The sequence below is a fragment of the Streptomyces sp. Pv4-95 genome (genome assembly GCF_045782725.1).
Classification (GTDB): Bacteria; Actinomycetota; Actinomycetes; order Streptomycetales; family Streptomycetaceae; genus Streptomyces.
In genome coordinates this window covers 2,946,560-2,961,325 of sequence record NZ_CP127172.1, presented here as the reverse complement: position 1 = coordinate 2,961,325, position 14,766 = coordinate 2,946,560, and the positions used below count along the sequence as shown (strand labels likewise).

The following is a 14,766-nucleotide window of genomic DNA, read 5'->3' as shown; positions in this document are numbered from 1 at the left end:
CGGGGTCCTCAGATCTCGCCCTTGCGGGTCAGGTAGTTGAAGGCCACCCAGCCCGGCAGCACCGGGAGCCAGAACACCATCAGCCGGAACAGCAGCACCGCCGGGAACGCGGTGTCGGCGGTGAGCCCCGCGAACGTCAGCGCACCGATCAGCGCGCCTTCGACGGCGCCCACACCGCCCGGGGTCGGCGCGGCCGAGCCCAGTGCGTTGCCCGCGAGGAAGGCGACCGCGATGCTGGCGTAGCTGATCTTGTCGCCGCCGCCGAACGCGCGGATGGAGGCGTCCAGGCACATCACGTTCGCCGCGGTCAGCAGCAGCATCCCGCCGATGCCCGTGACCAGCTTCCGCGGCCGCTGGAGGATGTCCAGCATCCGCGGGACCACTCCCGCGAACAGCGACCGCACCCGCGTCGAGACGAATTTGCGCAGGGCCGGCACCGCGGTGACGATCAGGACCAGCACGGCCACGGTCAGCAGGCCGGCGATGACCGTACGGGAGGGCGAGATCTGCGGGGTGCGCTCGGTGCCCGTCAGATAGCCGAAGGTCAGCAGCAGCAGGATGTGGCTGCCGAGACCGAACAGCTGGGAGGCGCCGACACTCGCCACGGCAAGGCCCGGACGGACGCCCGCGCGCTGCAGGAAGCGGGTGTTGAGCGCCACACCGCCGATCGCCGCGGGCGCCACCAGCTTCACGAAGTTGCCGGCGATCTGCGCGACGACGGTGCGCACGAACGACACCTTCTCGGTGACGAACCCCAGCAGGCTCATCGCCGCGGCGATGTAGGTGAGCGCCGAGAAGAACATCGCGACCAGCACCCACACCCACTGGGCCTCGCTGATCACATCGCCGAGGTTGAAGTCGGTGAGCTGGGAGAGCAGCAGATACACGGCGAAGGCGCCGGCGATCCAGCTGATGAGGATGCGCGGGCTCAGGCGCTCCAGCCGGGCCGGTTCGATCACCGCCGTCGGGCGGATCAGCAGCACCTGCTGCCGGATCTGGGAGAGCAGGTCCTCCTCGCGGGCCTCCTCCGTGGCCTCGTCCAGGGCCCGCTTCTCGGCGTTCTTCTCCGCGATCTTCTCGGCCCGCAGGGTCTTGCGGTCCTTCGTCCCGGCGGCGGCCAGCGCCTCCCGGGCCTCCTTGGCGGCCTCCGACGCGGCGAGCACCGCCTCACGCTCCCGCTTGGAGCGCTCCCGGGCGAGCTGGCGCAGCGTCGCGCGGGTGGTGCGGCTGAGCGCGATGGGCTGGAGCAGCGGAAGGCTGTCGGCGACCGCGTCCGGGCCGAGCACCTCGACGGCCGCGGCGACCGCCCGCTCGGCGCCGACCCGCAGGCCGCAGGTGGTCAGCAGCTGGGCGATGTCCATCCGCAGCACCAGGTCGCCGGCGGCGATCTCACCGCCGCGCAGCTCGGTCAGAACGATGTTGCCGGAACGATCCACCAAAAGGGCGTCACCGACCAGCCGCCGGTGGGCGATCCGCCGGGACTGCAGGGCCTCGACCTGCCGCCAGGCGCTGTGCATCAGCGCGTCGGTGATCTCCTCATCGGCCAGCGCGTCGAGGTCGCGGCCGCCGACGTGCTCGTAGACGAGCATCACCGCGTCCGGGCCGAGCTCGGAGGTGGCGATCAGCTTCGGGGCGTTGGCGCCGGCCGCGATCGCCGCGTACGCCAGCAGCGCTTCCTGCTCCAGGGCCTGGCGCAGCGACTGCAGGCTGCGGCGCTGGTTGATGCCGCGCAGCGAGAGGCGGCGCCAGACGCGGTAGAAGAAGCCCTGGGCCTGCTGCTCGCGGTCGACGACGGTGACGTCGATCGGCGGGCCGTCCTCCAGGGTGACGATGTAGCGGCGGCCCCGGTCGGCGTGCTCGGGGCTGTCGGGGCTGTCCGGGTTGGCGGCGTCCTCCGCGCGCATCGCGCTGACCGGGTGGAAGCCGACGCGGCGCAGCCCGGCGAGGAGGTTCTGGCCGGTGGGTCGGACGTTGGGGGAGCCGACGGCGTAGAGGGTGCCGTAGGCGACGGTCCAGCCGATCAGCACGGTCGTGACGATCGCGAACGGGGTGGTGTAGCGGCCGACCAGCACCGCGAAGGCGTCCAGCAGCAGTACGAACCACATCGCGACCCGCCAGCGCGGACGCCGCGACATCCCCACCGCCGTCATATAGGCGATGACGGGCGCGAGGTAACTGTGCACGGGCGGGGTGAGCGCGCCGTTCTCCAGGGGCTGGGTGAGCGCGTCCCGGATGGACGGCGGCGCGGCCTCGGCGACCCACAGGTCGGTGGCGAGCGACACGCCGTGGGCGAGTACGGCGGCGAGCACGCCGTCCGCGATCCGCAGGCCGTCCCGCTTGATCAGCCGCTCGACGGCGAACGCCACGGGCACGATCAGCACCGCGACGCTGGAGGTCAGTCCGGCCAGGTTGATCAGCAGCTGCGGCGCCTGTCCGGCGCCCTTGCCGATGTCGTTCTCCAGGCCCTGGGTGGTGCCGTGCGCGAAGGTGGCCAGGCCCAGGACGAGCGCGATCCCGGCGATGCCGAGCAGCAGCCGCAGCAGGTCGGCGGGGCGGTGCACGCGGGCAGGCAGCAGCGGCTCGTCGCCCGAGACGCGGTCGACGTGGAACTCGCCGCACTCGTCGGCCACCAGGTCGGCGCGGTGCGAGCCGGTCCGGGGCGTGCCGCGGCCCGCCTCGGTATCCCGGTCCTCGGCGTCCCGGTCCTCGGCCTGAGGCTGCTCGCGCTCCTCCTTCCGCAGCTCGGGGGGCTCGGGCTCCGTGGGCCCTTCCGGTCTCCGGGAATCGTCGGGTCGTTCGGCCTTCTCGATCGTGCTCGCCTTTTCGGTAGCGGAAGCCGTGGCCGGCTCCCGTTGGTGCTTCCCCTGTTCCGCCGCCTGCCGCCGCTTCGACCGCCTGGTCCGGGCGGTCGGTTCCTGGGCGGCGTCGGAGGCGCCGACGGCCAGCGCGTCAGGGGCGCCCGCCTCCCGTGGAGGCACCGCACCCTGCTGCTCGTCCGTCTCTTCTTGATCTCGTATCACCAGTCACCGTCCGGAAGATGGTGGCACGGCCGGGCGGTGGAGCGGGGCATCAGGGTGCATTTCGGGGACGCGGAAAGCGGAACGCGGGCCCCCGCACCGCGCCCGCGCCCCGCGCGGCCACCGGCCGCGGGACACGCCGGGCCGCCCACCGGGGCCCGGACCGGGGGCCGTTGTCGGTGGGGTGCGGCAGGATGGGCCGAATGAGTGGGACCGGAGATACGGCGGCCGCGCACGGCGCGGACGACGAGGGCACACCCGGTGCCGCCGCGCCCTCGGGGCGCGGCGCCGGGCCCGTGGAGCTGCCGGAGTACGCCGAGCGGGTGCTCGGTGTCGCCGAGCTGATCCCGGCGGGCCGGGTGATGACCTACGGCGATGTCGCGGAGTGGCTGGCCGGGGAGGACCCGCCGGCCGCCGGCGGGCCCCGGCAGGTGGGGCGGGTGATGTCTCTCTACGGAGGCGCCGTGCGGTGGTGGAGGGTGGTCCGCGCGGACGGTGCGCTGCTGCCGGGCAGCGAGCTGCGGGCGCTGGCGCACTACCGGGACGAGGGCACGCCCCTGCGCGGCGCGTCGCGGACGGCCGAGGGACACATACCGCGGCTCGACATGCGGCGGGCCCGCTGGGACGGCCGGGACGCGGGGGACGGCTCGGACGGCCGGGGCGGCGGGGACGGCTAGCGCGGGCGAGCGGCAGGGAACGCCCAGAAGTCCCGGCACGTCCGGCATGTCCCGGACGCACCGGACGCCGGGAACGGTCGGCACGGCGGCCATGATTCTCGGCACACCCGCGAGCCGCCCCGAGCACAGCGCACCCGCGCCCGCCGTCGACAGCACACCCACCGGGCCAGCCGGCCCGGCCGCCGGACCCGTCCGCCCGGCCGTGGCGTCCGCTGCGACCCCGGCCCGGCCTGGCGTACCGTCGGGCACTGCCGTCACCGCTGCCCCGCCCTCCGGCGCGCAGCGCACCTCGGCCCGCACCGCCGCTCCTCCCCGGGGCGCGCGGCCAGGCGTCACCCACCGCACCACGACCAGCACCTCCTTCCAGGACCGGCGATCCACGTGAGCTCCTCCTTCTCGGCCATCCCTCCGACGCAGCCGCACCGGGCGGCGCGGCGGGATGCCTCCGGCGCGTACCGACTGGTGCGTACCCCGCCGGGACCGGTGGATCCTCCTGTCTTGGACGCAGCCCAGCGCGCCGTGGTTGACCACCGGCACGGCCCGCTGCTGGTCCTCGCCGGCCCCGGCACGGGAAAGACGACGACGCTGGTGGAGTCCGTGGCGCAACGGGTGCGCGCCGGCGGCGACCCCGAACGCATCCTCGTCCTCACCTTCAGCCGCAAGGCCGCGGTCGCCCTCCGCGACCGGCTCGCCGCCCGCCTGGGCCCGCACGCCCTGCCCGCCGGCCTCCCCGCGCAGGGCCGCCCCGCCCGCCGCGGCGGCGTCCCGCAGGCGACCACCTTCCACTCCTTCTGCTACGCCCTGGTCCGCGCCCACCAGGACGCCGACCTCTTCGCCGACCCCCTGCGGCTGCTGTCCGGCCCCGAGCAGGACCTCGTCGTCCGGGAACTCCTCGAAGGCCAAGCGGAGCTGGCGGCCGCCGGCCGCGCCCAGGTGAACTGGCCCGACGAGCTGCGCGCCTGCCTGACCACCCGCGGCTTCGCCGACGAGGTCCGCGCGGTGCTCGCCCGCAGCCGCGAACTGGGCCTCGGCCCCGACGCCCTCGGCGCCTTCGCCCGGCGCACCGGCCGGCCCGACTGGAGCGCCGCGGCCGGCTTCCTCGCCGAATACCTCGACGTCCTGGACGCCCAAGGCGTACTGGACTACGCCGAGCTGGTGCACCGCGCGGTGCTGCTCGCCGAGCGCACCGACGTCGCGGCCCGGCTCGGCGCCGCCTACGACGCCGTCTACGTCGACGAATACCAGGACACCGACGTCGCCCAGGTCCGGCTGCTGCGCGCCCTGGCCGGCCACCCCGCGGCGCCCACGCCCGGCGCCCCCGGCCGCACCCTCGTCGCCTTCGGGGACCCCGACCAGTCGATCTACGCCTTCCGGGGCGCCGACGTCAACGGCATCCTCGAATTCCCCGTGACGTTCCCGCGGGGCGACGGCTCCCCGGCACCGGTCGCGGTCCTGCGCACCTCCCGGCGCGCCGGCGCCACCCTGCTGGCCGCCACCCGGCAGCTGACCCGCAGAATGCCCCTCACCCGGCTCCCGGCCCGGAAGGTGCGCGCCCACCGCGAGCCGACACCCGTACGGGAAGGCGGCCGCGTCGAGGCGTACACCTATCCGACGCCGGGCGCCGAACTCGACAACATCGCCGACATCCTGCGCCGCGCCCACCTGGAGGACGGCGTGCCGTGGGGCGAGATGGCCGTCCTCGTACGCGCCGGCGGGCGGTCCATCCCCTCAGTACGCCGCGCCCTCACGTCCGCCGGAGTGCCCCTCGACATCGACGGCGACGACCTGCCGCTGCGCCACGAACCCGCCGTTGCCCCGCTCCTGGGCGCATTGCGGGCCGCAGCCAGGGCGGCGCTGGACACCGGCCCGGATGCCACCGCGATCGTCGAGGCCGCCACCGATGCCGACGCCGGAACGGATGCCGGGACCGCCACCGGCCCCGACTCCGCCACCGGCGACGGCCCCGGTATCGACCCCGGTGGCGATGCCGCCGACGAGGACCCCGCCGCCCGGATCGACGCCGAAACCGCCATGGAGCTGCTCACCTCGCCCTTGGGCGGCATGGACTCCGCCGACCTGCGGCGCCTGGGCCGCGCCCTGCGCGAGGAGGAACGCGCGGCCGGCCGGGCCCTGCCCCGACCCTCCGACGAACTGATCGCCCGAGCACTCGCCGAACCCCAGCGCCTGGTGGCCCACGACCCCGCGTACGCCCGGGGCGCCCAACGCCTCGGTCTCCTCCTGCGCAAGGCCCGCGAACTCCTCGCCGGCGGCGGCACCGCGGAAGCGGCCCTGTGGGAACTGTGGGACGGCACACCCTGGCCGCAGCGCCTGGAGCGGGCCGCCCGCCGCGGCGGCGCGGCCGGCCGCAACGCCGACCGCGACCTGGACGCCGTCGTCGCCCTCTTCGAGACCGCAGCCCGCGCCGAGGAACGCACCGGTGGCCGCGGCGCCCTCAACTTCCTGGAGGAACTCGACGCCCAGGACATCGCCGCCGACACCCTCACCCGCCGCACCGTCCGACCCGACGCCGTGCGCCTGATGACCGCCCACCGCTCCAAGGGCCTGGAATGGCGCCTCGTGGTCGTCGCCGGCGTCCAGGAAGGGCTCTGGCCCGACCTGCGCCGCCGCGGCTCGCTCCTGGAAGCGGACCGGATCGGCCGCGACGGCCTCGCCGAACCCCTCACCCCGGGCGCCCTGCTCGCCGAGGAGCGGCGACTGTTCTACGTCGCCGCCACCCGCGCCGCCGAACGCCTCGTGGTCACCGCCGTGAAAGCCGCCGCCGACGACGGCGACCAGCCGTCCCGCTTCCTGACCGAACTGGGCGTCGAACCCCAGGACGTCACCGGCCGCCCCCGCCGCCCCCTCTCCGTCGCCGCCCTCGTCGCCGAACTGCGCGCCACCACCGTCGACCCCGAGGCGAGCCCCGCGCTGCGCGAGGCCGCCGCACAGCGGCTCGCCGAACTGGCCGGCCTGCGCGACGACGACGGCAACGCACTGGTGCCGGCCGCCCACCCCGACAGCTGGTGGGGCCTGCACGACGCGACCCACAGCGCCGTCCCGCTGCGCGACCGCGACCGGCCCGTCGTGCTCTCCGGCAGCGCCCTCGACCAACTCGCCAACACCTGCTCCCTCCAGTGGTTCCTGGGCCGGGAGGTCAAGGCCGACACCCCCGCCACGGCGGCCCAGGGCTTCGGCAACGTCGTCCACGTCCTCGCCGACGAAGTCGCCTCCGGCCGCACGCCCGCCGACCTGACCGTCCTCATGGAACGCCTGGACTCCGTATGGGACGCGCTGGCCTTCGACGCGCCCTGGAAGTCCCGCCAGGAGAAGGACAACGCGCGCGCCGCCCTGGAGCGCTTCCTGCGCTGGCACGTCAACGAACGCGACGAACGCGGCCGCGAGACCGTCGCCACCGAGCACGGCTTCGACGTCACCCTCGAAGCCGGCGACCACCAGGTCCGCATCCGCGGCAGCATGGACCACGTCGAACGCGACCCCCAGGGCCGCGCCTACGTCGTCGACTTCAAGACCGGCAAGCAGAAACCGACCGGCCCCGAGGTCGCCCGCCACCCCCAGCTCGCCGTCTACCAGCTCGCCGTCCGGGAAGGCGCCGTCGACGACTCCTTCGAGGGCCGCACCCCCGACCCCGGCGGCGCGGAACTGGTCCACCTGCGCCTCGGCGCGCCGCAGAAGGACGGCGGCGAGGCGCGGCCCACCGTCCAGGCCCAGCCGCCGCTGGAAGGGGACTGGGTCGGCGACCTGCTCGCCACGGCCGCCGGCCGCGTCCTGGAGGAACGGTTCACGCCCACCACCGGAACCCACTGCACCCACTGCACCTTCCGCGCCTCGTGCAGCGCCCAGCCGGAGGGACGCCACGTGGTGGAGTGACGACCATCACCGGGCATCCGCGGGACCGGCGCCATACGGGCCGCCCGCCGCGGGCTCACGACCGGCGACGGGACCGGCGAGGCAGGCGGCTACCCGACCGCCCGCCGCCCGCCGCTTCGAGACCCGGCCCGCCGGGACTGTCAGTGGGGCCCGCTACGGTTTCCGATGTGCAGGCCCCCATCACCGACCCCGAGCAGCTCAAAGAGCTCCTCGGCATCCCGTTCACACCGGAGCAGACGGCGTGCATCACCGCCCCGCCCGCCCCGCAGGTCATCGTCGCCGGAGCCGGATCGGGCAAGACGACGGTGATGGCCGCGCGGGTGGTCTGGCTGGTGGGCACCGGCCAGGTCGCCCCCGAACAGGTCCTCGGGCTCACCTTCACCAACAAGGCCGCCGGCGAACTCGCCGAACGCGTCCGGGCCGCCCTCCTCGCCGCGGGCGTCACCGACCCCGACCTCCTCCCCGAAGGCCCCGGAGCCGACCAGCCCCCCGGAGAGCCACGGATCTCCACCTACCACGCCTTCGCGGGACAGCTCCTCAAGGACCACGGCCTGCGCATCGGACTCGAACCGAGCGCCCGCCTCCTCGCCGACGCCACCCGCTTCCAGCTCGCCGCCCGGGTCCTGCGCGCCGCCCCCGGCCCCTACCCCACACTCACCAAGTCCCTGCCCTCCCTCGTCGAGGACCTCCTCGCCCTCGACGGCGAACTCGCCGAACACCTCGTCGCGCCCGACCGGCTCCGCACCCACGACACCGACCTGCTCAGCGCCCTCGACGGCGTCCGTCTCTCCAACGCCGACCTGCGCAAGGTCCCCGAAACCGCCCGCGGCCGCCGGGAACTCCTCGACCTCGTCACCGCCTACCGCAGCGAGAAACGCCGCCGCGACCTGCTGGACTTCGGCGACCAGATCGCCCTGTCCGCGACGCTCGCCACCACCCGCCCCGACGTCGGCCGGATCCTGCGCGAGGAATTCCGCGTCGTCCTCCTCGACGAATACCAGGACACCTCCGTCGCACAGCGCCTGCTGCTCTCCGGCCTCTTCGGCGCCGGTACCGGCCACGCCGTCACCGCCGTCGGCGACCCCTGCCAGGCCATCTACGGCTGGCGCGGCGCCTCCGTCGCCAACCTCGACGACTTCCCCGCACACTTCCCCTTCGCCGACGGCACCCCCGCCCACCGCTTCGCGCTGAGCGAGAACCGCCGCAGCGGCGGCCGGCTCCTCGACCTCGCCAACGGCCTCGCCGCCCCGCTGCGCGACATGCACGCCGGCGTCGAAGCCCTCCGCCCCGCCCCCGGCGCCGAACGCGACGGCATCGTCCGCTGCGCCCTGCTGCCCACCCACGCCGAGGAACTGTCCTGGATCGCCGACTCCCTCGCCCACCTCGTCCGCACCGGCACCCCACCCGGTGAGATCGCGGTGCTCTGCCGGACCGCCGGCGACTTCGCCCGCATCCAGGGCGAACTGGTCGCCCGGGACGTCCCCGTCGAGGTCGTCGGCCTCTCCGGCCTGCTGCACCTCCCGGAGATCGCCGACCTCGTCGCCGTCTGCGAGGTGCTCCAGGACCCGACGGCCAACGCCTCCCTGGTCCGCCTGCTGATCGGCCCCCGCTGGCGCATCGGCCCCCGCGACCTCGCCCTCCTGGGCCGCCGCGCCCGCACCCTCGCCCACCACGGCGGCCCCACCGACGACCCCGACCAACGCCTCGCCGAGGCCGTCGAAGGCGTCGACCCGGCCGAAACGATCTCCCTCGCGGACGCCCTCGACACCTTCCTGGAAACCGAAGGACCCGACGACGGCCTGCCCTTCTCCGCCGACGCCCGGGTCCGCTTCGCCTACCTCGCCGCCGAACTCCGCGACCTGCGACGCTCGCTCAGCGACCCCCTGATGGACGTCCTGCACCGCGTGCTGGCCGTCACCGGCCTGGAAGTCGAACTGTCCGCGTCGCCGCACGCCCTCGCCGCCCGCCGCCGCGAAACCCTCGGCACCTTCCTCGACACCGCCGCGGGCTTCGCCTCCCAGCAAGGCGGCTCGGCCCTCGACGGCGAAGCGACCCTGCTCGCCTTCCTCGGCTTCCTGCGCACCGCCGTCCAGCACGAAAAGGGCCTGGACAGCTCCCTCCCCGGCGGCGGCAACACCGTCAAGGTGCTCACCGCCCACAAGTCCAAGGGCCTCGAATGGGACGTCGTCGCCGTACCCGGCCTGGTGCGCAAGCAGTTCCCCAGCGAACAGGCCCGCGAGTCCTGGATCACCCAGCCCAAGGTCCTCCCGCACGCCCTGCGCGGTGACCACGCCACCCTCCCCGACATCGAGGACTGGACCGCCCGCGGCCTGAAGAACTTCAAGGAGGCGATGAAGCACCACCAGGAGACCGAAGAACTCCGCCTCGGCTACGTCACCTTCACCCGCCCCCGCTCCCTCCTCCTCGGCTCGGGCCACTGGTGGGGCCCCAACCAGAAGCGGCCACGCGGCCCCTCCGCCTTCCTCGACGCGCTGCGCGCACACTGCGAGTCGGGCCACGGAGAGATCGAGGCATGGGCGGACGCCCCCGAGGAGGACGCGGAGAACCCCGCCCTCTCCGAAGCCGCCACCGAACAGGACTGGCCCCTGCCCCTGGACCCCACCGCCACCGCCCGCCGCCGCGCCGCGGCCGCCACGGTCCGCGCCCACCTGGCACGACGCGAGCGGCCGGCCCCGACCGGGCAGCAGCACCGTGCGGCCTCCGCGGAGGCGCCGGGCCCGCGGGACGGCGCGCAGTGGGCGGACGAGGCGATGTGGGCGGACGAGCCGGAGTGGCCGGACGGGCCGGAGCCGCTGGACGGGCCGGAGTGGCCGGAGGGGCCGGGCGAGCCGGACCTGCGGGAGGAGGCGCCGGGTGCTCCGGGCGCCGCGCTGCACGCTGCCTCCGGTGGGCTCCGCGCGTACGACCCGGAAGGGCCCCCGCCGCCGGACGACACCCTGGAGGAGGGGCACCAGGCAGGGCCTGCGGGCGACGACGTCCCCGAAGCCGACCCCTTCGACGCCGCCGACCCCTTCGACGACCGGATCGAGGGGCCGCTCGCCGGCACCGAAACTGGCACCGGCACCGGAACAGACACGGGCACCGGCACTGGCAACGCCCCGCGGCGGCCGCACATCATCGCGCAGCGCTCCGCACCGGACACCCCTCGGTCGCAGTCGGCCGACCCCGAAACCCCCGCCGCCTCCGAAACCCCCGGAGACCTCAGCCTCCCCGGCCCCCTCGACGCCACCCCCCGCTCCCTCCTCCCCGAGGAACGCCGCACCGTCGGATCCTGGGACCGCGACCTCGGCGCCCTCGCCGCCGAACTCCGCCGAGCCCGCGCCACCGTCCGCGACGTCCCCCTGCCCTTCGCCCTCAGCGCCTCCCAGCTCCTCCGCCTCGCCGCCGACCCGGACGGCTTCGCCCGCGAACTCGCCCGCCCCATGCCCCGCCCGCCCCAGCCCGCCGCCCGGCGCGGCACCCGCTTCCACGCCTGGGTCGAATCCCGCTTCGAAGAGCTGCCCCTGCCGCTCCTCGGCCCCGACGAGCTGCCGGGCGCCGACCCGGACGAACCCACCGAGATCGCCGACGAAGCCGAGCTGGAAGCCCTCAAGGAAGCCTTCGCCCGCACCCCGTACGCCCACCGCACCCCGTACCGCGTCGAAGCCCCCTTCCAGCTCACACTCGCCGGCCGCCTCATCCGCGGCCGCATCGACGCCGTCTACAAAACCCCGGGCCCCGACGGCGACCACTTCGAGATCATCGACTGGAAGACCGGCCGCACCCGCACCGCGGACCCACTCCAGCTGGCCATCTACCGCCTCGCCTGGGCCGAGCGCCACGGCCTGCGCCCCTCCGCCGTCGATGCCGCCTTCCTCCACGTCCGCAGCGGCGAAGTCGTCAGACCCCCAAGGCTGCCCGGCAGAGCCGGACTGGAGCGCATCCTGCTCGGTGAGACCGACGACGGACTTCCCCCGGAAGGCCGATAGGCTCGGGCGTATGAGCACAACCCCGGACAGCGCCGTCCGTGCGTACCTCACCGGTCGGCGCGACACCTTCCTCGGCGACCTCGCCGACTGGCTGCGCATCCCCTCCGTCTCCGCCGACCCGGAGCGCGCCGACGACGTGCGCCGCAGCGCCCGCTGGCTGGCCGCGAAGCTCGCCGAAACGGGCTTCCCGACCACCGAGGTCTGGGAGACCGACGGCCTGCCCGCCGTCTACGCGGAGTGGCCCTCCGGCGACCCGGCAGCCCCCACCGTGCTCGTCTACGGCCACCACGACGTGCAGCCCGCCGCCGTCGAGGACGGCTGGCACACCGACCCCTTCGAGCCGCAGATCATCGACGGCAGGCTCTACGCCCGCGGCGCCGCCGACGACAAGGGCCAGGTCTTCTTCCACACCCTGGGCGTCCGCGCCCACCTCGCCGCGACGGGCCGCACCACCCCCGCCGTCAACCTCAAGCTGCTCATCGAGGGTGAGGAGGAGTCCGGCTCACCGAACTTCCCCGCCCTCATCCAGAAGCACGCCGACCGCCTCGCCTGCGACACGGTGATCGTCTCCGACACCGGCATGTGGTCCGAGGACACCCCCACCGTCTGCACCGGCATGCGCGGCCTGACGGACTGCCAGGTCGACCTGTACGGCCCCGACCAGGACATCCACTCCGGCTCCTTCGGCGGCGCCGTACCCAACCCCGCCACCGAAGCCGCCCGCCTCGTCGCCGCCCTCCACGACGACGACCGCCGCGTCACCATCCCCGGCTTCTACGACGGCGTGATCGAACTGACCGACCGCGAACGCGCCCTCTTCGCCGAGCTGCCCTTCGACGAAGCCGCATGGCTGCGCACCGCGCACTCCCACGCCACCCTCGGAGAGACCGGCAGCACCACCCTGGAACGCCTCTGGGCCCGCCCCACCGCCGAGGTCAACGGCATCGGCAGCGGCTATCAGGGCCCCGGCGGCAAGACCATCGTGCCGTCCACAGCCCAGCTCAAGCTGTCCTTCCGACTGGTCGCAGGACAGGACGCGGAAGCCGTCCAGCAGTCCGTCCGGGACTGGGTCGCCGCCAGGCTCCCCGCCGGCATCCGCCACGACATCACCTTCTGGGGCGCGACCCGGCCCTGCCTCACCCCGCTCGACCACCCCGCGCTCCAGTCCGTCGTCCGCGCCATGGGACGGGCCTTCGACCAGAAGATCCGCTTCACCCGCGAGGGCGGCTCCGGACCGGCCGCCGACCTTCAGGACGTCCTCGGCGTGCCTGTGCTGTTCCTCGGCATCTCCGTCCCCTCCGACGGCTGGCACGCCCCGAACGAAAAGGTCGAACTCGACCTGCTGATGAAGGGCGTCGAGACGGCCGCCCACCTCTGGGGTGACCTGGCGGAGAACTGGAGCACCGCTTGACCCGTGCTCTCCCCGTAGCCTGAACAGCACGGGAGGTGCCCCCACAGCCGTACCGATCGGCGCCCGCACGCAGCAACCACCCACGCCACAGGGGGAGTTGGAAACAGCAGTGACCACCTGGACCGACCACAGCGCCGACCGGCCGCTCACCTTCAGCGCGCCGAGCGGAATCGACCGCTCCGCGCACCACCGGCTCGACGAAGCCTGGCTCGCGGCGGCCTGGAGCCACCCGACGACGCGCGTCTTCGTGGTGTCCGGCGGCCAGGCGCTGATCGACGACACCCCCGACGGCCGCACCGAGCTGATCATGACGCCGTCCTTCGAGGCGCCGATGACCGAGGCGCACCGCTACTACCTCGGCACCGACGACGACGGAGTCAGCTACTTCGCCCTGCAGAAGGACTCCCTCCCCGGCCGCATGGACCAGTCCGCGCGCCCGGCTGGCCTGCGCGAGGCGGGACTGCTGCTGTCGCCGCGGGACGCAGGACTGCTCGTGCACGCCGTCGCCCTGGAGAACTGGCAGCGACTGCACCGCTTCTGCTCGCGCTGCGGCGAACGCACCGTCATCGCGGCCGCCGGCCACATCCGCCGCTGCCCGGCCTGCGGCGCCGAGCACTACCCGCGCACCGACCCGGCCGTGATCATGCTCGTCACCGACGAGGAGGACCGGGCCCTCCTCGGACGCCAGGTCCACTGGCCCGAGGGACGCTTCTCCACCCTCGCCGGCTTCGTCGAGCCGGGGGAGTCCATCGAGCAGTCGGTGGCCCGGGAGGTCTTCGAAGAGGCCGGTGTGGTCGTCGGCGAGGTCGACTACGTCGCCAGCCAGCCCTGGCCCTTCCCGTCCAGCCTGATGCTCGGCTTCATGGCCCGCGCCACGTCCTCCGAGATCCAGGTGGACGGCGAGGAGATCGAAGAGGCCCGGTGGTTCTCCCGCGAGGACCTGCGTGCCGCCTTCGAATCAGGTGAGGTCCTGCCGCCCTACGGCATCTCCATCGCCGCCCGCCTCATCGAACTCTGGTACGGCAAGCCGCTCCCCAAGCCCTGAGGCCCTCCGCCCGAGAAGGGGGGTGGCCCGGCGATCGAATGGCCGGGCGGCCCAATGGCCGGGCGACCGGTTTGTCGGGCGTCCGCATGATCGGTCGAGCGGGGGCGCGTGAGGTCTGCGCAAGCGAGAGGGCCGCCGATCGGTCCGTTGAATTGACCAACGAACCGATCGACGGCCCCTCGCGGGCGGCCCCTGTGAGGCCGCTCACTGCGCGTGCGCTCAGGCGCCGACCTTCTGCTTGACCTGCGCCAGCGACGGGTTCGTCAGCGTCGAACCATCGGGGAAGAGCACGGTCGGCACCGTCTGGTTGCCGCCGTTCGCCTTCTCCACGAAGGCCGCGGACTCCGGGTCGGTCTCGATGTTGATCTCGGTGTACGCGATGCCCTCGCGGTCCATCTGGCCCTTCAGCCGACGGCAGTAACCGCACCAGGTCGTGCTGTACATCGTCACAGTGCCCGCCATGCGTCCCGCGCTCCTTCGATAAGTCTGGGTTCGATGCCGCCGGGAGCCGAAGCCGACATGGCGACAAGGGAAAGAACGCACACCGTACCCAGACCATTCCCGAGCCCCTTCCGACCCACGGCAAACCGGCCCCCACCAGGACAGGAATCCGCCGGGCGCCTGGTGGGGGTGGGTCCCGGGTCCCACCCCCCCCCCCGGATGGGGCCCCGAGCCCCGTCCGGCGCGGTCTCGGGTCGTCGTTCGTCCACAGGGCTTCGAGCTCGTACGACCGCTTTCC

7 protein-coding genes are annotated in these 14,766 nt (G+C 74.2%); 5 read left to right on the top strand and 2 right to left on the bottom strand.

The annotated features are described in order from the left end of the window. Nucleotides 1-8: 8 nt before the first annotated feature. The gene (locus QOM21_RS12965; protein WP_407550047.1) at nt 9-3,020 is read right to left on the bottom strand and encodes a flippase-like domain-containing protein; all 3,012 of its coding nucleotides are present in this window, start codon (nt 3,018-3,020) and stop codon (nt 9-11) included. A 200-nt stretch (nt 3,021-3,220) separates the two neighbouring features. On the opposite strand from QOM21_RS12965, the gene QOM21_RS12960 reads away from it, so the two are divergent. The 5 genes from QOM21_RS12960 (at nt 3,221) to nudC (ending at nt 14,027) form a co-directional block, all read left to right on the top strand. Continuing rightward, complete coding sequence (locus QOM21_RS12960) at nt 3,221-3,694, top strand: MGMT family protein (RefSeq protein WP_407550046.1); 474 nt, start codon at nt 3,221-3,223, stop codon at nt 3,692-3,694. A gap of 381 nt (nt 3,695-4,075) precedes the next feature. Further along, nucleotides 4,076-7,582, top strand: coding sequence for an ATP-dependent helicase (locus QOM21_RS12955; protein WP_407550045.1), 3,507 nt, complete (start codon nt 4,076-4,078; stop codon nt 7,580-7,582). A 167-nt stretch (nt 7,583-7,749) separates the two neighbouring features. Then, complete coding sequence (locus QOM21_RS12950; RefSeq protein ID WP_407550044.1) at nt 7,750-11,571, top strand: UvrD-helicase domain-containing protein; 3,822 nt, start codon at nt 7,750-7,752, stop codon at nt 11,569-11,571. Between the two features lie 10 nt (nt 11,572-11,581). After that, nucleotides 11,582-12,982, top strand: coding sequence for a dipeptidase (locus tag QOM21_RS12945; RefSeq protein WP_407550043.1), 1,401 nt, complete (start codon nt 11,582-11,584; stop codon nt 12,980-12,982). Between the two features lie 109 nt (nt 12,983-13,091). After that, nucleotides 13,092-14,027 carry an NAD(+) diphosphatase gene (nudC, locus tag QOM21_RS12940; protein WP_393896664.1) on the top strand — a complete coding sequence of 312 codons (936 nt, stop codon included), beginning with the start codon at nt 13,092-13,094 and terminating at the stop codon, nt 14,025-14,027. Nucleotides 14,028-14,246: 219 nt separating this feature from the next. On the opposite strand, the gene QOM21_RS12935 is transcribed toward nudC, so the two are convergent. Further along, the gene (locus tag QOM21_RS12935) at nt 14,247-14,489 is read right to left on the bottom strand and encodes a mycoredoxin (protein ID WP_393896663.1); all 243 of its coding nucleotides are present in this window, start codon (nt 14,487-14,489) and stop codon (nt 14,247-14,249) included. Nucleotides 14,490-14,766: the final 277 nt, after the last annotated feature.

Coding starts and splice junctions, on each gene's coding strand:
- QOM21_RS12960 (WP_407550046.1), top strand. CDS start 3,221: ATGAGTGGGACCGGAGATACGGCGGCCGCGCACGGCGCGGACGACGAG.
- QOM21_RS12945 (WP_407550043.1), top strand. CDS start 11,582: ATGAGCACAACCCCGGACAGCGCCGTCCGTGCGTACCTCACCGGTCGG.
- QOM21_RS12935 (WP_393896663.1), bottom strand. CDS start 14,489: ATGGCGGGCACTGTGACGATGTACAGCACGACCTGGTGCGGTTACTGC.